This window comes from Chryseobacterium sp. 22543, assembly GCF_052044565.1.
Taxonomy (GTDB): domain Bacteria; phylum Bacteroidota; class Bacteroidia; order Flavobacteriales; family Weeksellaceae; genus Chryseobacterium.
Map to the genome: position 1 here is coordinate 404788 of NZ_JBQENH010000001.1, position 18640 is coordinate 423427.

At 36.1% G+C, this 18640-nt stretch carries 18 protein-coding genes; 8 read left to right on the forward strand and 10 right to left on the reverse strand.

Translation table 11 applies throughout. The features are described from left to right. Positions 1–61: 61 nt before the first annotated feature. Together ACTJIP_RS01695 and ACTJIP_RS01700 are read right to left on the reverse strand one after the other, a co-directional pair. On the reverse strand, positions 62–2527 hold the full coding sequence (locus ACTJIP_RS01695; protein WP_219072981.1) for a vWA domain-containing protein: 2466 nt from the start codon (positions 2525–2527) through the stop codon (positions 62–64). Positions 2528–2539: 12 nt separating this feature from the next. Continuing rightward, on the reverse strand, positions 2540–3058 hold the full coding sequence (locus ACTJIP_RS01700; RefSeq protein ID WP_077418605.1) for an RNA polymerase sigma factor: 519 nt from the start codon (positions 3056–3058) through the stop codon (positions 2540–2542). Positions 3059–3256: 198 nt separating this feature from the next. Here ACTJIP_RS01700 and ACTJIP_RS01705 point away from each other — a divergent pair, with 198 nt between their 5' ends. Both ACTJIP_RS01705 and ACTJIP_RS01710 read left to right on the forward strand, forming a co-directional pair. Further along, positions 3257–4459 (forward strand): aminopeptidase C, encoded by a 1203-nt coding sequence (locus tag ACTJIP_RS01705; protein ID WP_077418604.1) that lies wholly within the window; start codon positions 3257–3259, stop codon positions 4457–4459. 194 nt (positions 4460–4653) lie between these two features. Further along, positions 4654–4818, forward strand: a complete 165-nt coding sequence (locus ACTJIP_RS01710) for a bacteriocin-like protein (RefSeq protein ID WP_157885757.1) — start codon at positions 4654–4656, stop codon at positions 4816–4818. A gap of 222 nt (positions 4819–5040) precedes the next feature. Here ACTJIP_RS01710 and ACTJIP_RS01715 read toward each other — a convergent pair whose 3' ends face one another. Further along, positions 5041–6102: an NADH:flavin oxidoreductase gene (locus ACTJIP_RS01715; RefSeq protein WP_440704040.1), complete on the reverse strand. Its 1062-nt coding sequence runs from the start codon at positions 6100–6102 to the stop codon at positions 5041–5043. Positions 6103–6267: 165 nt separating this feature from the next. Between ACTJIP_RS01715 and ACTJIP_RS01720 the strand changes: the two genes are divergently transcribed. After that, entirely contained in the window at positions 6268–6660 is a 393-nt protein-coding gene (locus tag ACTJIP_RS01720) for a winged helix-turn-helix transcriptional regulator (protein WP_077418602.1), read from the forward strand. 108 nt (positions 6661–6768) lie between these two features. Further along, positions 6769–7185, forward strand: a complete 417-nt coding sequence (locus tag ACTJIP_RS01725; RefSeq protein ID WP_440704041.1) for a carboxymuconolactone decarboxylase family protein — start codon at positions 6769–6771, stop codon at positions 7183–7185. Positions 7186–7351: 166 nt separating this feature from the next. Here ACTJIP_RS01725 and ACTJIP_RS01730 read toward each other — a convergent pair whose 3' ends face one another. Further along, on the reverse strand, positions 7352–9784 hold the full coding sequence (locus tag ACTJIP_RS01730; protein WP_219072984.1) for an alpha-ketoacid dehydrogenase subunit alpha/beta: 2433 nt from the start codon (positions 9782–9784) through the stop codon (positions 7352–7354). 138 nt (positions 9785–9922) lie between these two features. Here ACTJIP_RS01730 and ACTJIP_RS01735 point away from each other — a divergent pair, with 138 nt between their 5' ends. After that, entirely contained in the window at positions 9923–10216 is a 294-nt protein-coding gene (locus tag ACTJIP_RS01735; protein ID WP_047388112.1) for a hypothetical protein, read from the forward strand. A 131-nt stretch (positions 10217–10347) separates the two neighbouring features. Continuing rightward, positions 10348–11157: a hypothetical protein gene (locus ACTJIP_RS01740; protein WP_077418599.1), complete on the forward strand. Its 810-nt coding sequence runs from the start codon at positions 10348–10350 to the stop codon at positions 11155–11157. Positions 11158–11224: 67 nt separating this feature from the next. Here the strand turns inward: ACTJIP_RS01740 and ACTJIP_RS01745 are convergent, their stop codons facing one another. From ACTJIP_RS01745 to queA, 6 genes are all read right to left on the reverse strand, one after another. After that, positions 11225–12202, reverse strand: coding sequence for a polyprenyl synthetase family protein (locus tag ACTJIP_RS01745; protein ID WP_077418598.1), 978 nt, complete (start codon positions 12200–12202; stop codon positions 11225–11227). Between the two features lie 72 nt (positions 12203–12274). Beyond that, positions 12275–13183, reverse strand: coding sequence for a hypothetical protein (locus ACTJIP_RS01750; protein WP_077418597.1), 909 nt, complete (start codon positions 13181–13183; stop codon positions 12275–12277). A 281-nt stretch (positions 13184–13464) separates the two neighbouring features. Then, on the reverse strand, positions 13465–14415 hold the full coding sequence (locus tag ACTJIP_RS01755; protein WP_077418596.1) for a sterol desaturase family protein: 951 nt from the start codon (positions 14413–14415) through the stop codon (positions 13465–13467). Between the two features lie 72 nt (positions 14416–14487). After that, a complete protein-coding gene (rlmN, locus tag ACTJIP_RS01760) occupies positions 14488–15522 on the reverse strand; it encodes a 23S rRNA (adenine(2503)-C(2))-methyltransferase RlmN (RefSeq protein WP_047388102.1) in 1035 nt (344 codons plus the stop codon). Between the two features lie 34 nt (positions 15523–15556). Next, positions 15557–15904 (reverse strand): four helix bundle protein, encoded by a 348-nt coding sequence (locus tag ACTJIP_RS01765; protein ID WP_077418595.1) that lies wholly within the window; start codon positions 15902–15904, stop codon positions 15557–15559. Positions 15905–15944: 40 nt separating this feature from the next. Further along, positions 15945–16994: a tRNA preQ1(34) S-adenosylmethionine ribosyltransferase-isomerase QueA gene (gene queA, locus ACTJIP_RS01770; RefSeq protein ID WP_047388096.1), complete on the reverse strand. Its 1050-nt coding sequence runs from the start codon at positions 16992–16994 to the stop codon at positions 15945–15947. 154 nt (positions 16995–17148) lie between these two features. On the opposite strand from queA, the gene ACTJIP_RS01775 reads away from it, so the two are divergent. Together ACTJIP_RS01775 and ACTJIP_RS01780 are read left to right on the forward strand one after the other, a co-directional pair. Continuing rightward, positions 17149–17874, forward strand: a complete 726-nt coding sequence (locus ACTJIP_RS01775; RefSeq protein WP_428168264.1) for a hypothetical protein — start codon at positions 17149–17151, stop codon at positions 17872–17874. A 25-nt stretch (positions 17875–17899) separates the two neighbouring features. Beyond that, the gene (locus ACTJIP_RS01780) at positions 17900–18592 is read left to right on the forward strand and encodes an AIM24 family protein (protein WP_045499102.1); all 693 of its coding nucleotides are present in this window, start codon (positions 17900–17902) and stop codon (positions 18590–18592) included. Positions 18593–18640: the final 48 nt, after the last annotated feature.

The window sequence follows — 18640 nt, forward strand, 5'->3', positions numbered from 1 at the left end:
GTTATTAGTATGCTTAAAAATATAAAAAAAGAAATTTCCGGGGAAATTTCTTTTTTACAAATTATTTTTTAATTGTTTTATAACTTTCTATCAATCTTATAAACTCTGAACGATAGCCTTCTTCATCTTTATTTTTGCCTTGCTGGGCCAGATTTTCAATCTCTGAAAGATCTTTTTTGGTAATCAGTTCAGAATTTCTTAGTACCAATCCAAACCATGCTACTGAAGAAGCAAATTTAAAATCCGGACTGGCAGAAGATATTCTGTTATCAACGTTTTTAACAATCTGGCTGATTTCACGGCTGGTATTTCCATCAGGCTTTTTATAACGGAATTTTATTGTAGCCAGTTCATCTCCAAATTCTTTCGATGAGGTATTATGAGTATATTTCAGATCACTGTCTTTAGGAGTAAAGTCTGATTTTACATCTGTCGGAATCACTTCATACAAAGCCGTAACAGTATGTCCGCTTCCCAATTCTCCGGCATCTATTTTATCATTTACAAAGTCTTCATTTTTCAATTTTCTGTTTTCATAACCAATCAGGCGGTATGATTTTACGTATTCAGGATTAAATTCAATCTGGATCTTTACATCTTTGGCTATGGCGTACATACTTCCTGCAAATTCTTTTCCCAGAAACTTATTCGCCTCCTGCATATTATCAATATAGGCGTAATTCCCATTTCCTTTATCTGCAAGAGTTTCCAGAGTATTGTCTTTATAATTACCCATTCCAAAACCTAAACATGTTAAAAAGACTCCTGATTTTCTTTTATCTTCAATCAACGTTTTAAGATCTGAAGTTGAAGACATTCCTACGTTGAAATCCCCGTCTGTTGCAATAATAACACGATTGTTACCGTCCTTCACAAAGTTTTCCTGTGCCAGTTTATAGGCCAGTTCAATTCCTGCTCCTCCTGCGGTACTTCCTCCTGCCTGAAGATGATCCAAAGCTTCTATAATCTTATCTTTTTCCCCTGCTGACGTAGGGGGCAGAACCATTCCTGCACTTCCTGCATATACTACAATTCCCACTTTATCTTTGGGTCTGAGCTGATTCAGCAGAACTTTAAAGGAAGACTTCAACAGGGGCAATTTGTTATCCGCATCCATTGAACCTGAAACATCAATAAGAAAAACAAGGTTTGATGCTGGCAGATGATCCATGGGGATATTTTTTCCCTGAAGTCCTATTTTAAGTAATTTATGCTTTGGATTCCATGGCGAATCATTGTATTCGGTATTTATTGAGAAAGGCTCTCCATTTTTAGGCTGTGGATAGTCATATTTAAAATAATTAACCATTTCTTCTATTCTTACTGCATTTCCATCAACTCCCTGTCCGTTATTGATCATCCTTCTTACGTTCGAATAAGAGGCATTATCAACATCAATAGAAAACGTAGATAAAGGCTGACTGCGGGTGAGCTCAAAAGGATTTTCAACAAAGGCATCATAGCTCTCATTATTTTGAGTAACTGGTGAAATCTGTTGTTGTTTATTAATTTCTTCCTGAAGTTTCTTCAACTTTTTTCTTTCCCTTCTTGAAAGGTCTTTGGTTATTACCACAATTACTCCATTTACCCCCTTACTTCCATAAATTGCTGTAGCAGAACTGCCCTTCAGAATCTGCATGCTGTCAATTTTGTTAGGATCTAAATTTCTGAAGTCATCAGCTTTTGTCAATATTCCGTTAACTACGTATAAAGGGTTATTTTCTGGTGAAACAGAAGCTGCTCCTCTGATCAGGATCGGGTTATTGTTACTAAGAAATCCTTGATTAATGCTGTTAACTACATTTTTATTACCCGATGAAGTGCTTATCTGCAAGCCCTGAGCACTTCCCTGTAATGATGAATAAGTGGTGGACTGTGGTAGATTACTGACAGAACTACTTGTTATTGTACTGGATGTTGTTGCATAATTTCTTTTAACTGCCTTTGAATATCCCATTACTACAACCTCTTCAATACTTTTAGTCTGATTGGTATCTTTTCGCTGGCCGGTAGGAATATAATTTGTATTTCTATCAGCATATACATTTTGTTCTCTTTCCATACGGTACTCAGAGATTACCGGTTGATAGATATGATCTGAAGGTACTGGAAGTGGCAAAGGCGGAAGTGGCGGAACTTTCACAGAGTATTTAATAGGTTCCGGATTGACAGCCAGATTTTCTGCAGGTTTAATAATCTTTTTTTCTTTTTGAATATTATTCTTTATAGTACTATCTATTTTTGAAATATCTGTCTTTGTAACCGGACCTCTTAAAGTTGTATTCTCTGCGATTACAGGTTCTGCAGTCTCTTTATTATTCATAAAGTAAAAAGCTCCCAAACCAATTATCAAACTTGCGGCAATACCATATGGCAGCCAAATAGGAATTGTTCTCTTTTTTTCTTCTTTTTTATCTAATTTCTCTTCAATTTTCCCCCATACTTTTTCAAAACCAGGAAAAACAGTTGGCTCTTCTGAAAGCTTGGATGCTTCATTGAATTGTTGATCTATATGATTATTTTCCATTATTGTAAAAGTTTAAATGTTTTGATTCACTAAAAGTTCCTGCAGCTTTTTTCTTGCAAAATTGAGCTGTGATTTTGAAGTACCTTCACTGATGGAAAGCATTGCGGCTATTTCTTTATGAGGATATCCTTCAATAGCGAAAAGATTAAAGATCGCTCTGCAGCCTTCGGGAAGAAAATTCAGTAAACTCAGAATATCTTTTTCAAGGGAAAGGTTCTCTGTGGTTCCTTCAGAAGGATCCATGAAATTTTCTTCAAGAGAAATCAACAATCCCTTACTAGATCTTAATTTCTGCAGGCATTCGTTCACCGCAATTTTTCTGGCCCATGCTTCAAAGGTTTGAGCATTTTGAAGCTGGGTAATTTTCGTGAAGATTTTATAGAACGTATCTGCCAATACTTCTTCTATATCTTCATCGTTTTTCAAATAGCGTCTGCAGACTGCGTAAAGCCTGCCCGCCATTTTCTCGTAAACCTTCCGCTGTGCATTGCGGTCGTTACGCTGGCATTCCAATAATAATTCTTGTTCCATAGTCAGGAGTTATATTATTATAGATGCAGAAACTTTTGCTGGGGTTGGAAACATGGTCAACTTTTTTATTAAAATATCGAAAAAACAAATTTTAAAATAAGCCATTTAATATTTTTTTTTCATTTCAAATTTAACTTTTCCATCTGTAACAAATCTTTATTATCAACGACTCTTAATATAAATAATCTTTTTATAGTAATGAAAAATGCCAAAATTGCATCATTACTTTTTGTTTTGTCTGCAGGAAGTATGATGTTTGCCCAAGATGACTTAATCAACAAGTTAAAAAACAACCAATCACAAAATGCTAATTTTCAGTTCACAACGTTAAAAGACGTTGGTGCAACTTCTGTAAAGAACCAGGGTTCATCAGGAACTTGCTGGAGCTATTCAGGTAATTCTTTCCTTGAATCTGAAATGCAGAGAATGGGCAAAAAACCTGTAGATCTTGCTGAGATTTTTACAGCGAGAAACTCTTATCATGATAAAGCGAAATTATATGTTTTGAATAATGGCGCAATCAGCTGGGGTGACGGAGGAGAACTTCACGACGTAATCAATATGTACAAAAAGTATGGAGCAGTTCCTCAGGATGTGTACACAGGATTAAAAGCCGGACAAACTACGAATAACTTCAAGGAAATGCAGGGGAAACTGAAGCCTGTTCTTGACAGTCTTGTTCAAGCTTCTTCAAAAGGAAAACTTACAGATAACTGGATGGATTCTGTAGATGCTATTCTTGATGAATATTTAGGAAAAGTACCTGCTAACTTCACATATGAAGGGAAGAATTACACTCCGAAAACATTTGCAAAGGAAGTAGTGGGAATCAATGCTGAAGATTATGTAGAATTATCTTCTTATAAAGATTATGCATATTATGAGAAATTTGTAGTTCCGATTCCTGATAACTGGAGCCACGATTCTGATTGGAATGTTCCAATGAAAGATCTTACAGCGATCATCGACAATGCAGTAACGAAAGGATATTCTGTAGGCTGGGCAACTGACGTTTCTGAGCCTTATTTCTCTTACAAAAATGGTGTAGCTTATGTTCCGGATATGGAGCTTGATCAGATCACTGCAGAGAATAAGCAAACTTTATTTACAGAGCCTAAAAAAGATAAAACAATCACTGAAGATATGCGTCAGAAAGCACTTAATAACCTTTCTACAACGGATGATCATGGTATGCATATCGTAGGTTTGGCAAAAGATCAAACGGGTAAAGAATATTATATGGTGAAAAATTCATGGGGAGTAACCAATGATTTCGCCGGATATCTTTATGTAACAAGACCTTATGTTGAATACAAATCAACAGCGATCCTTGTTCACAAAAATGCAATCCCGAAAAGCATCTTAAAACAATTGAAACCAACTAAGAATATTGGTTTATAAGATAAAGAAATCATTTCTGCCGGTTTAAAGGCAGTTTTAGATATTTAAATCTGTTAAAACCCGCTTTCGGAAATTCCGGAAGCGGGTTTGTTTTAAAAAATAATCTTTGAAAAAATATATTTCCCATTTTAGTGTAAAATACTGTTTGATTTACAAAAAATATTATATTTGTATGAATCAACAAATTAATTAACATGAAAAATCTAAAGAAATTAACAAAATCGACATTAAAAAACATCATCGGAGGAAATGCACCACAGTGTGAAGGAGATACTGTTGCCTGCCGCCACAAAGCTGAAAATGGAGTTCCTGCCTACTGGTCATGCGAACCAGCTGCAACAGGATGCAGATTCTTATAAAATGACCTTCAAAGCCTTTAGAAGTTGTTTATAAAACAAATAAGAACCCGATTTCAGAAATTCTGAAATCGGGTTCTTTAATAAATAGGTGAAAATTAAATATAAAATAAAGTGAATTATGCTGATTTAATATCAGGTTGAATGGTCAAATTAACTTTGCAGGTCAATAAATTATGCTGTAAAAAATTGACAGCGAAGTAAATTCACTATTCGTTATTGATATTAAAATAAAACGCCCATACTTTCTGCTGAAAAATCCAAAAGAGCTTCAGTGTTTCCATCTTTGATCTTCTGTACCCATTGATGATCCTGCAAAATGGCTCTTCCTACCGCAACAAGATCGAATTCTTCATTATCAAGTCTTCTGATCAGCTCCGTAAGATCTGTCTTTTCTGTTCCCTGTCCTGCAAAAGCGTTAAGAAAATCTCCGTTCAAACCTACAGAACCTACTGTAATAGTTGGCTGTCCTGTAATTTTTTTAGCCCATCCCGCAAAGTTTAAATCAGAACCTTCAAATTCAGATTCCCAGAAACGACGCTGCGAACAGTGGAAAATATCTACACCAGCTTCTTTTAAAGGTAACAACCACTCTTCCATTTCATTTGGAGTGAATGCCAGTCTGGTTTTATAATCCTGCTGTTTCCATTGTGAAAGACGGATGATAATGATAAAATCATCTCCTACTGCTGCTCTGATAGCCTTTACAACTTCCACAGCAAATCTACTTCTTTCCTTTAATGTTTTACCGCCATATTCATCTGTTCTTGTATTAGTCACCTCCCAGAAAAATTGGTCGATCAGATAACCGTGAGCTCCATGAATTTCAATACAGTCGAAACCAAGGTCTTTTGCTGATTTTGCAGATGCTGCAAACTGTGCAATGGTATCCTGAATATCTTCAATGGTCATTGTTGAAGCCTTTTCCATTGAAACTAAAGGATAATCCTCGGACATTCTTGTATCTCCTACATGCCAAATCTGAGGGCCCATTTTACCTCCATTCTGATGTACGGTATCTATTACGTTTTTCCAGCCGTTTAAAGCTTCTGTACCATAGAAATCAGGAATATGCTGCATGTTTTTTGATCCCGGTCTGTTGATCACAGTTCCTTCGGAAAGAATCAATCCTACTTCTGAAGCGGCCCTTCTCCCATAATAGTCTGCAATATTCTGAGTTGGAACTCCATTGTCAGACTGTGCTCTGGTCATAGGAGCCATTACGATTCTATTTTTAAGCTGTAAATTTTTGTATTGAAACGGTTTAAATAATGATGATGTGCTCATATTTAAATTTATATTTTATAATTGTTACACAAAGTAACTAATAATAGTTCGTTTTTGTATCTTTTATTAAAAAAATAGTGGTAACTTCGCAGTAACTTACATTAGTAACATCAAAGTAACGTATGAAATTTTGGTTCCATATGCTATTTAAATAATAATTTTTCTATGAAAAAGAATGAATTAATGCAATACAGCTGTCCTCTGGGTAAGGCAATGGCCGCTTTAGGAAGCAAATGGAAACCTATTATAGTTCTTGTTATTAAAGACAGGAAGTTACGTTTTGGAGAACTGGCAGTACGCATTAATGTCATTTCCAGAAAGGTATTAACGGATCAACTGAGGGAAATGGAAGCCGATGGACTGGTGATCCGTGAAGAGTTTAAGGAACTCCCTCCAAGAGTAGAATATTCTCTTACAGAAAAAGGACTGGCATTGTTACCGATCTTATATTTACTGGAGGAATGGGAAGCAAAATATCAGGTGAAAGGACAGCATGAAAATAAAGACTGTGCTTTTTTGAATGAAGAAGTAAAAAATAAAAAGGCTGTCAATCTTTGATAGCCTTTTGTATTAAATTGTACTTTCAAAAAGGTAAGTATATAACGAAAAGGTAAGCATATAGGTTCAAAGCCATTTCTGATGCAAATTTGCAGAAAATATTTCATTATGAATTACAAAGAAATTGCAAAAGAAACCATTGGAAATCTATACAAAGCCCACAATAGCATCCGAAAGTCCGGTATTGATGAAAAACTGATCGCTCTGGTAGAACTGCGTGTCTCTCAAATCAATGGATGTGCTTATTGCTGTAGTTATCATGCTAAAGAATTGTCCGATTTTGGCTTTGAACAGGATGCCATTAACAGACTTCCAGGTTGGAAACATACCAATGCCTTCAATGATCAGCAAAAGCTTGTTTTAGAATGGGCTGAAGCTCTCACTTACATCAAAGATGATTGGCAAACGACCAAAGCAAAACTGATAGAGCAATTTACAGAACGGGAAATTGTAGAACTTACAGCAAGTATAACGTTGATGAATACTTTGAATAAGCTGAGGATTGCTTTGGCTGAGAAGGATTAAGAAAATTAAAAGGCTGTCAATGTAAGATGGCTTTTATTTTTACCATTATTAATATCAAATATAAAAGTCTAATTTTCATCATTTATCATTAAACTATTCAAACAAATATAAAACAAAAAACCGCTCCCAAAAAGGAAGCGGTTTTTAAATTTATCTAAAATCCCAATTAGAATATCGCAGGATATTTCTGAGGATTTGTTTCATTAAACATTGCGTAGATTTTTTCTACCATATCGTCTGTAGACGGCTTACTGAAGTAGTCACCATCACTTGCATAGGCAGGTCTGTGATCATTTGCAGAGATCGTCAACGGATCTGAATCCAGATATCTGAATGCTTTTTGCTTTTCAAGAATCTGCTGTAAGATGAATCCTGTAGTTCCTCCTTCCACATCTTCGTCAATCACTACTAATCTGTTGGTTTTCTTAACACTTTCAGCTATTTCGTGAGATAAATCGAAAGGAATCAATGACTGAATATCAATTACTTCTGCCGAAATCCCTAATTTTTCCAATTCGTTAGCTGCTTCTGTTACAATTCTCCACGTAGAACCGTAAGTGACCAAAGTAACGTCTTTTCCTTCTTTTGTTACTTCAATTTTACCTACAGGAACGGTGAATTCTCCTAAGTTATCAGGTTGTTTCTCTTTCAATCTGTATCCGTTCAGACATTCTACGATGATCGCAGGTTCGTCAGCCTGAAGCATAGTGTTGTAGAATCCGGCAGCTTTAGTAAGGTTTCTAGGTACCAATACCAGAATTCCTTTTGAAAGGTTAAGAATACCTGCCATTGGAGAACCTGAATGCCAGATTCCTTCTAATCTGTGACCTCTTGTTCTGATGATCAATGGAGCTTTCTGCCCTCCTTTCGTTCTATAGTGTACGGTTGCCAGATCATCACTCATTCCCTGTAAACAGTAAAGAACATAGTCCAGGTACTGGATTTCAGCGATTGGTCTCAAACCTCTCATTGCCATACCAATTCCCTGTCCAAGAATGGTTGCTTCACGGATTCCTGTATCAGCGATACGTAAAGCACCGTATTTTTCCTGCATTCCTTCCAATCCCTGGTTTACGTCACCAATGTTTCCGGTATCTTCACCAAAAATTAAAGTTTCAGGATATTTTTCAAAAATTTTGTCAAAGTTATTTCTGATCACTACTCTTCCATCAACATCTTCAGAACTGTCGGAATATACCGGCTTAATCTCCTGAATGTTTTCAGACTTCCACTCCGACTGAGAGTATAAGTGAGATGAATAGTTGTCTTTTTCAACAGCAGCCACTTCATTGTATTTCTGCATCAATTGATTTCTTTCTGCAGAGTTCGTTCCTCTTGTTGCCAGTAAAGCTTTTCTTACTAAATGGAAAATATCCTTTTTAGCTTTTGAAACAAGCTTATTGAATTGAGAAATGTATGTTTCAACTTCAGCATTCTGCCCTTTAAGGCTTTCTACTAAAGGTAAAATAGACTGAATAAGTTCTGATACTGCTTTCTGATAGTTTTCCCAAGCCGTTTTCTGTCCTGCTTTTGCTATCTTTTTTGCTTCTTCATCAATGGCTTCAAGCTCCTCAGTAGTAGCAATCACCTCTTCATTTCCATCAATTTCAATAGAATAGTTCAGAATCCATTCTTTAAATTTTGCCAATCCGTCAAACTCAGCTTCCCAAGCCAGACGTTCTTCATTTTTATATCTTTCGTGAGATCCGGATGTAGAGTGCCCCTGAGGCTGAGTAACATCAATTACATGAACCACTACCGGTACACTTTCTGTTCTTGCAAAATGTTCTGCCTTAGCATATGCATCCAATAATGCAGGATAATCCCAAGCTTTCACCTGAATGATTTCACATCCCTGATTATCTCCTTCTTTTCTCTGGAAACCGCTTAGCATCTCACTGATGTCAGCTTTTGCTCTTTGATTTTTAGTAGGAACTGAAATTCCGTATCCATCATCCCAGATAGAAACAATCATAGGAACCTGAAGTGCACATGCCGCATTCAGAGTTTCCCAGAAATGACCTTCTGCTGTAGAAGCATCTCCAATTGTTCCAAAAGCTATTTCGTTCCCTTCTCTTGAGAATTTTTCTGAACCTTCAAATTTTACACTTTTATAAATTGTAGAAGCCTGAGCCAATCCCAATAATCTTGGCATTTGTCCTGCTGTAGGAGAAATATCCGAAGAGATATTTTTCTGAGCCGTCAAATCTTTCCAGCTTCCGTCTTCATTTAAACTTCTTGTTGCAAAATGCCCGTTCATTTGTCTTCCAGCTGAAGCAGGCTCTCTTTCCACGCTTGTATCTGCATACATCTGTGCAAAGAAACTTTCTACCGTTAAGGCATCTATTGCCAATGCAAAAGTCTGATCCCTGTAATATCCTGAACGGAAGTCTCCATTTCTGAAAACTTTCGCCATTGCAAGCTGAGGAAGTTCTTTTCCATCCCCAAAAATTCCGAATTTAGCTTTTCCAGTGAGTACTTCTCTCCTTCCGAGATAAGACATTTCACGAGAGATCCTTCCTAACCTGTAATCTTCAAGTATCTGATTTTTAAAATCTTGAAAGGATATTTGCTGTGTTTCAATATAGGTTGTTTGCATAGCTAAGTAAAAAAGTTTTTTAGTCTTCAAGTATTTTGCTAATATACAATTTTTAAATTAATTTTAATTTTTAATAATCTTTTTTAAAAATTTGATAATAAAAAAAATTGTGCTTTATTTTGAAAAAAATTGTAAAAGATGGAAAAAAAATCACCTCACATTTTGAATGCGTCAAGCAATCTTTTAGGATTTTCATTGATTATCATGACGTCTCTAAAAATCGCTAAAATCAGTCAGAATACATATTTGGACGAATTTGCAGGTCTTGCCAGTATTTTTTTTGCATGCAGCTGCTTCTTCTCATTTCTGGCTATCAGAACGAAAACTGAAAAACGGGAATACACCTTTGAGAGTATTGCGGATTATTTATTTTTAATCGCTTTATTTTGTATAGTTCTAGCAGTTATTATTGTAAGCCTAAAAATAATCTAATTCAAAAAACACCAAATCAATTGTCATTTTTGAACTATAAGCTATAGATATTTATCGAAAACCATTTATTTTCGTTTTTCTGGTATATTATTTGAAATTCACGTTAGTAATTATTTTTAAAACACTATAAGATGACAAAAAAATTACTGACCGTAGTTAAGGTCTTCGCCTTTTCTACACTTTACTTCGCACAGGTAGGAATAAACACCTCGAATCCTCAAACAACCTTTCATATTGACGGAGCTAAAGACAATTCGACATCAGGAGTTCCTACAGCAGTACAACAATCTAATGATTTTGCAGTGACCAATACAGCGCAAGTTGGTATAGGTACAATTACTCCAACAGAAAAACTGGATGTAAGTTCAGGAAATGTACGTGTCCGAAATATTAATTCCAATATTGGAGTTGGAGGAACAGACAGAGTCGTTGTTGCTGATGCCACTGGTGTCTTGAAAACTATTGACTTTACAGCCTATTCATTATTTCATGCACGTTTGGCTGCAGATCAAAATATTGGCAGCGCAGCTTCAATCGTGACACTAATGTTTGCCAGCCCGGTTGCTACTTCCCCATTTTATTCTTACAACACCTCTTCGGGGGTTCTGACTTTTAGTCAGGCCGGTAATTATCTGGTGACTTTGCAGGCAAGTTTCACAAATATTTCTGCAGGAGCGCAATTACTTTTGGGTATCAGACCTGTTCCGGACAGTAACTACCTGGGAAGAGGAAGCCATTATGCAGGAGCCGCAACTCCCACCCTGACTGCTTCCACAAGAATTGGTGAACTAATGAATTATACAACTGTAATTGTAGTGCCTACAGCTGGTTATCAGATTCGTTTTACAGCAGCTCCCAATCAGGCATGCACTATTTTATCAACAGAGATGGGGCCTACAGGAAATGGAAATGTGACCAATGTAACGGTACAGAAAATATAATTAGGGAAACATAAAAAGGATTCGGCGCACCTGTGGTGCGCCGAATCCTTTTTATATATCAGTATTTTTAAAACTTTCTTTCAATTACATAATCTAACATACTATGTAACGATTTTCTTGCTTCAGAATCCGGAAACTCATTGAGGAGATCTTTTGCTTTCTGCTGAAAGTCTTTCATTACCTTAATGGCATATTCCAATCCTCCGGAGTTTTTAACGAATTCTATAAGCTCTTTTACACGTTTCGGGTTGTTATTATAACGTTTTATGGTATCGAAATAATACTTTCTATCCTTCTCATCAGCTATTTTCAGGGTATGAATTAAAGGCAGGGTCATTTTCTGTTCTTTAATATCAATTCCTACAGGCTTTCCAATCACGTTTGAACTTAAATAATCGAAAAGGTCATCTTTGATCTGAAATGCCATTCCTGTAAAGGTCCCAAAATCCATCATCTTCTTAGCCAAAGCTTCGTCTGCATTATTGGAAAGAACTCCTATTTCACAGCAGGCAGCAATCAGAGTCGCTGTTTTCTGGCGGATAATTTCATAATAAACATCTTCAGTAATATCCAGTTTTCTCGCTTTTTCCAGCTGAAGAAGCTCTCCTTCTGACATTTCCCGGATTGTTCTGGAGATTACACCAAGCAAGTCATAATCTTTATGATCTGTAGATAATAGTACGGATTTTGACAAAAGATAATCACCTACCAAAACCGCAATTTTATTCTTCCACAAAGCATTGATTGAAAAGAAATTACGACGTTTAAAACTTTCATCCACTACATCATCATGTACAAGAGTAGCCGTATGAATCAGCTCGATCATAGACGCACCACGATACGTTTTTTCAGTCACTTCACCCACCAGTTTGGCACAGAGAAATACAAACATTGGACGCATCTGTTTTCCTTTGGTGGTAACAATAAAACGGGTTACTTTATCTAATAAAGCTACTTTACTCTGCATTGATTCATAAAACTTCTGTTCAAAAAGTTTCATTTCATCATTGATCGGTCGTTTAATCTCTTCTACTGTATTTGCCACAATCTGCGAATGCTGGGTGAATAATTATTAATTCTCACAAAGATAATTTTTTTCGCTCAATTTTAAGACAAATTAATCTTTGAGTTGATCTTTCGGGATAAAATAAAAAGAGGGTTTTGCAGTTCCCAATGGAGATTTAAATTTTTCTCCGGAAATATAGATTCCGGTTTCATCTACGCTTATTCCTTCAATCTGAGCTAATGAAAGAGCTGTTCCTAAATAATAATGCTTTGGTTTTTCTTTGAAAAATACTCCGGGCTCTGTTTCAGTAAAGATATCTAAAAAGACTTCCGTTTTCTTGGTATATCCCACTAAATAAAGCTTTTTATCAAAATAACAAGCATCTGTAACAACAAAACCTGTTTTATAGGTTTCTATTTTTTCTGCCTTTTGCCGTTCTGAAATCTCTGGATCTACAATATAATGAGAGGTTGCTTTTGCAGCCCATTCTTTAGTAAAGATATGCAGCTTTCCATTCAAATAGATCATGGCTTCCGCATCAAAATCATTTCTGGTATTTTTGGAAATAAATTCGGTTTGTTCAGGATAATAAAAAAGAATTCTAGATCCGTCTAAAGCTCTTTCTGAACCGGGAATTTTAATATTAATAGACGTATCAAGACGTTCGTAAGGAACTTTATAAATCATCAGATCTTTCCTTGTTCCCGTATTATTTCCAAAATCTCCGATATAAAAGTTTTCACCGTCGTTTGCCAAAGCTTCCCAGTCAGTATTAATTAAATTGGTTTTAAGTGTTCGGATAATTTCGCCATTATTTTTATCAATCTCAAAAAGCTCAGCTGGATTTCCGCTATCATTGAAGGTATATAATTTCCCGTTCAAAATATCCAGCCCTGAAGTTTCATCAATCTTCTCATTCAGATAATTAACTCTGTATTTTTTTATTTTCAGAAAATCAGTCTGCTGGGAAAATGCAGATTGAGTAATGATAAGGGCAACAATCAGAAAGAATTTTTTCATAGGACAAAAATAAGGTTTTATTGCAAGTTGAGGGGTTGGGATCTATACGAACATAGATTCTTACGGAATGGACAAACTAAGCGTTTTATTTCTCCACACACCTTGTCATTCCACAGGAATCTGAATATTTTATATAGTCCTTTGAAAAATTCTTGATTTTGTATTGGAGAGTTTAAGAGATTTATTATTTTGTTTATTCACCTTTCTCTCATCTCAAAATAGAAAAACGGGCTGAAATAGCCCGCTTTTCCCTTAGATTTCTATTGATTTTAAAAACAAGTTTAAGCAGTTTTCTGCTCTTCCTGAGTTTGCTGTTGTTCTTTCTTTTTTGCCTGTTTTGCAAAATATTCTTTCTGGTATTGTCTTACCGTTTTTCCGGTTCCGTCATGTCTCCACCCCGGTGAATTGAAAATATAATTGATTCTGTCAGTGAATTTTAATCCTGGCTGTTTGAGATCTTTCCAGATTTTTCTCCATTCATAAAAAAGGACTGTATCTGGTCTGTTATCCGGCATTTTGGGATAAATCCCATACTTTACAGGAATATTAGGATCTTCTTTTTGAAAGGTTCCAAATATTTTATCCCAGATGATCAGGCACATTCCCATGTTCTTATCCAGATATTTTACATTACATGCATGATGAACACGATGGTGGGAAGGAGTGACAAGAATATATTCTAAAAATCCCATACGCTTCACAGTCTGTGTATGAACCCACGTTCCATATACCTGACCAATGGCATAAGCCACCATAATATGCCACGGATTAAATCCTAAAAATGCAAGTGGTGAAAAATATAAATATCTGTAAAGCGGCTGTAGTACAGGGCTTCTGAATCCTGTTGTAAGGTTAAAATATTCTGAACTGTGGTGCGTGATATGAACTGCCCAGAATGCTCTGGAACGATGGTCAACATAATGCAGTACATAATAGGCAAAATCTGTGATTATAAAACAAGCCAGCAGATACCATACACTAAGGTCCCATGAAAAAAGTCTGTGATTGTAGAAGAAAAACATAACGCCCATGGCAAATGCTTTCATGATAAGGTCCAGACCAAAGTTCATCAATGCCAGATAAACATTGGTAGCAAGATCTTTCCCGCTATATAGCTTAGCTTCTGAAACATGGCTGTAAATCATTTCAGCTAAAATAACGGTTGCATGCAACGGGATAGCCCATGCATACACATTTTCCAGCCCATCCTCGCTCATAAGAAAATCCATCATCACAAAATAATTTGTGCAAAGGTAGGGCTTTAACCTTTTTTTAAGAAAGTTTTGATTTTTTTTAAGGAAATTTTAATCTGTTGCTTTGTTGGCCAATTGCCCGCAGGCAGCATCAATATCACCTCCACGGCTTCTTCTGACCATTACAGTAACCCCTGCATTTTCAAGCTGACGGATATAGTTTTCTTCCGCCTGTTTGTTACATTGATCATATTTTCCGTCACCAATCGGGTTGTATTGAATAAGATTTACTTTTGAAGGAACCTGTTTGCAGTATTTGATTAAAGCTTTAATATCTTCATCTCCGTCATTGATTCCTTTCCATACACAGTATTCAAAAGTAATAACAGAACCTGTCTTTTGATACCAGTACTGAAGAGATTCCATTATATCAGTCAACGGAAATTTATCTGAGAAAGGCATGATCTCGTTACGCTTAGATTCGATAGCTGAGTGAAGGGATAAAGCCAATTTCACACGCAGTTCATCATCTGCCAGCATTTTGATCATCTTTGGAATACCGGATGTAGAAACGGTAATTCTTCTTGGAGACATTCCCAATCCTTCCGGCTGGGTAATTTTCCTGATGGCTTCAACGACGTTTTTGTAATTCATCATCGGCTCTCCCATTCCCATAAATACGATATTGGAAAGTGGTCTTTCGAAGTACATTCTACTCTGGCTGTCAATCAGGGCTACCTGATCTACAATTTCAGCTACTTCAAGGTTTCTCATCCTTTTCAGTTTTGCTGTAGCACAGAATTCGCAGTTTAATGAGCATCCTACCTGGGAAGATACACAGGCTGTAGTTCTTGTTTCTGTAGGAATAAGAACAGATTCCACCATCAGCCCGTCATGAAGTTTCACTCCGTTTTTGATGGTTCCGTCAGTACTTTTTTGAAGAAGATCTACGGAAACAGGATTAATGGTGTATTCTTCGGAAATTTTTTCACGAAGTGATTTCGAAAGATTCGTCATTTCATCTATCGAATGGAGATTTTTACTCCATAGCCAGTCATAGACCTGTTTCGCACGAAACGGTTTTTCTCCTAAAGACTCAAAGTAATCTTTAAGCTGGTCCAGTGATAATATACGGATATCTTTCATAATATTAAAGAGCCAAGTTAAAAGTAAAAAGTTTTTAAAGTTTAGTATTGTTAGCTATTGCAGCCAAAATGTTTTTCAATTCGTTACTCTCATTCAATAAAGCTTTAAATTCTTCAGAATCATAACCATCTAATTCTTCTAAAACCCGAAGCCAGAAATTACTTTCTCTTGCTTCTCTTAAAGCAATTTTCACTTTATTTTTAAAGTCAGCTTTAGAAGATCCAGCTTGGGATTCTTCATAATTAGCACCTATTGAAGTAGCTGATTTTCCAAGTTGAAATCTTATTAATTTACTTTCAGAATCATTTGGAAGTGTTCTTAAAAATTTAAGACAATTAACTCCAAATGTAAAAGTTCTTATAAGTAAATCATTTTGTCTCATTTACACTTGTATTACTTTTAACTTGGCTCTTTTTACTTTTTTATAGAATTAACATTGCGTCACCGTAAGAATAGAATTTATACTTTTCTCTTACAGCTTCTTCATAAGCCTGCATTACGAAATCTTTTCCAGCAAAGGCAGCAATCATCATAAGCAGTGTAGACTTCGGTGTGTGGAAGTTTGTGATCATTGAAGTAGCTACTCCGAAATCGTGAGGCGGATAAATGAATTTATTTGTCCATCCGTTGAAAGCAGAGATCTTTTTGTTTGAAGAAACAGAAGTTTCCAATGCTCTCATTGTTGTAGTACCTACCGCACAAACTCTTCTGTGAGATTCTACTGCTCTGTTGATAAGGTCAGCATTTTTTTCATCGATGATGATCTCTTCAGATTCCATTTTGTGCTTAGAAAGATCTTCTACCTCAATCGGGTTGAATGTTCCCAATCCTACGTGAAGTGTTACTTCAGCAAAATTGATTCCTTTGATCTCTAATCTCTTCATCAAATGCTTGGAGAAGTGAAGACCTGCTGTAGGTGCAGCAACAGCTCCTTCTATTTTAGCATAGATAGTCTGGTATCTTTCTGCATCTTCCGGCTCTACTGCTCTTTTGATATACTTTGGAAGTGGAGTTTCTCCCAATTCTTTTAATTTCGTTCTGAATTCGTCGTAAGAACCGTCGAATAAGAATCTTAATGTTCTTCCTCTTGAAGTGGTGTTATCAATAACTTCTGCTACCAAAGATTCATCTTCAGTGAAGAATAATTTGTTACCAATTCTGATTTTTCTTGCCGGATCTACCAAAACATCCCAAACTCTGGTTTCTTTATCAAGTTCTCTTAATAAGAAAACTTCAATTTTAGCACCTGTTTTTTCTTTATTTCCGTAAAGACGAGCAGGGAAAACCTTAGTATTATTGAAGATAAACAAATCATCCTCATCAAAATAATCCACTACATCCTTGAATAATTTGTGCTCGATAGTTTGTGTTTTTCTATCAAGTACCATTAATCTAGCTTCGTCTCTGTGCTCTGATGGGTGTTCTGCTAATAATTCCGCAGGAAGATCAAAATTAAAATCTGATGTTTTCATTTTTTAAATTACGGTTTAAAAATTATTGTAATTACAAGGTGTAATTTTCGGAGTGCAAATATACGACATTGAATACCCCTTTGTCAAGTATTATTTACAATGAAATATAAAACCGTGATTTTACGGGGATTTTTAAGCTTAAAAAGTTCTATTTTTGGGAAAATTAAAATTCAGTATGGAGCCAGTAAGCAAAATATACTTCCTTAATAATCCGTATCCTAACGGACATAAGATCGTCACATTCAACTGGAGTGGACGAATTGATGAGTATGGTTTTATCTGGTTTGATTTTCATTTAAAAACTGAAGACTATTATGCCAATGATGATCATGACAGCGAAGAAGAAGACGAAGATTTATCGGACTGGGACTCTAAAGGCGTATGGGGAAACTACCATGCCTGTACTCTATCGTCAACGTATTGGGGGGAACAAAGAGGAATCAGAATAAACAATCCGGATGAAAAACTGGACTTTGATGCTGTTGTTAAAAAAGATCTTTTCAGTAACGATCTTCCGTCTGAACAACATTTTGACGATGAGGATCTGGCCTTCAATATTTATCTGCTTGGCCATGACAGCTGTGCAGGTCATAAAATCCGGTTTTCAAAAACAGACAACAATCAATATGATATTACATGGACCGGCAAGATAGCATTAACCTACGCGGGTGATGATGAGTTTTCCCATGAGTTCAAAGCAGAGATTTTCAATGCTGAATTTGAAGGATTCCATTATCCTAAAACCTGGTCGGTAGAAAAAGCTGCTGAGGTATTCAAAGCAAAACTTGCCAACTTTGAAGCCTATGAATTTGTGGATCTGAATCCTAAAAGTAATAAGAGAGAATATAAATTAAACAAAATCAAATCGATAACCGCATAAAATAACCAATCAAAAAATTATCATTATGAGTAAATATTCAATTGAAGCCTTTATCAACGAAACAAAAGAAAATCCGCAGCAAAGAGATTATTTTGAGCTGGAAACCAAACATCTTCTGGAAATCAACCTAAATAATCAGGCGGTATGGACTAAAAAAGGAAGCATGGTAAGCTATGTGGGAAATATCAATTTTGAAAGACAGGGAATGCTGGCCGGAGGAATTGGAAACCTTCTAAAAAAAGCAATCAGTGGTGAAGGAAGTAAGCTTATGAAAGCGGAAGGAACCGGAAAATTGTATGTAGCAGATTCCGGGAAAAAAGTACGTATCCTTTATCTGAATAATGAATCAGTATGTGTGAACGGAAATGATGTTCTTGCCCATGAGCAAAGTGTAAACAGTGATATTACTATGCTTAAGAGTATTGCAGGAATGATGTCCGGAGGACTTTTCCAGGTGAAACTTTCAGGAACGGGACATATTGCGATTACAACTCACGGAGATCCATTGACTTTACTGGTAACTCCTGATACGCCTGTATTTACAGATCCTAATGCCACTGTTGCATGGTCCGGAAATCTGAGCCCGGAACTGAAAACAAATGTTTCTTTCAAAAGCCTTATTGGCAGAGGAAGTGGTGAAGAGTTTCAGATGAAGTTCTCAGGCCACGGATGGGTATTGATCCAGCCTTACGAAGAAGTTTATTATATGGAAAAATAAAGTCAGCAAACCTTAGAGGTAATTTTGTATTTTCGTAGTACTTAAAGC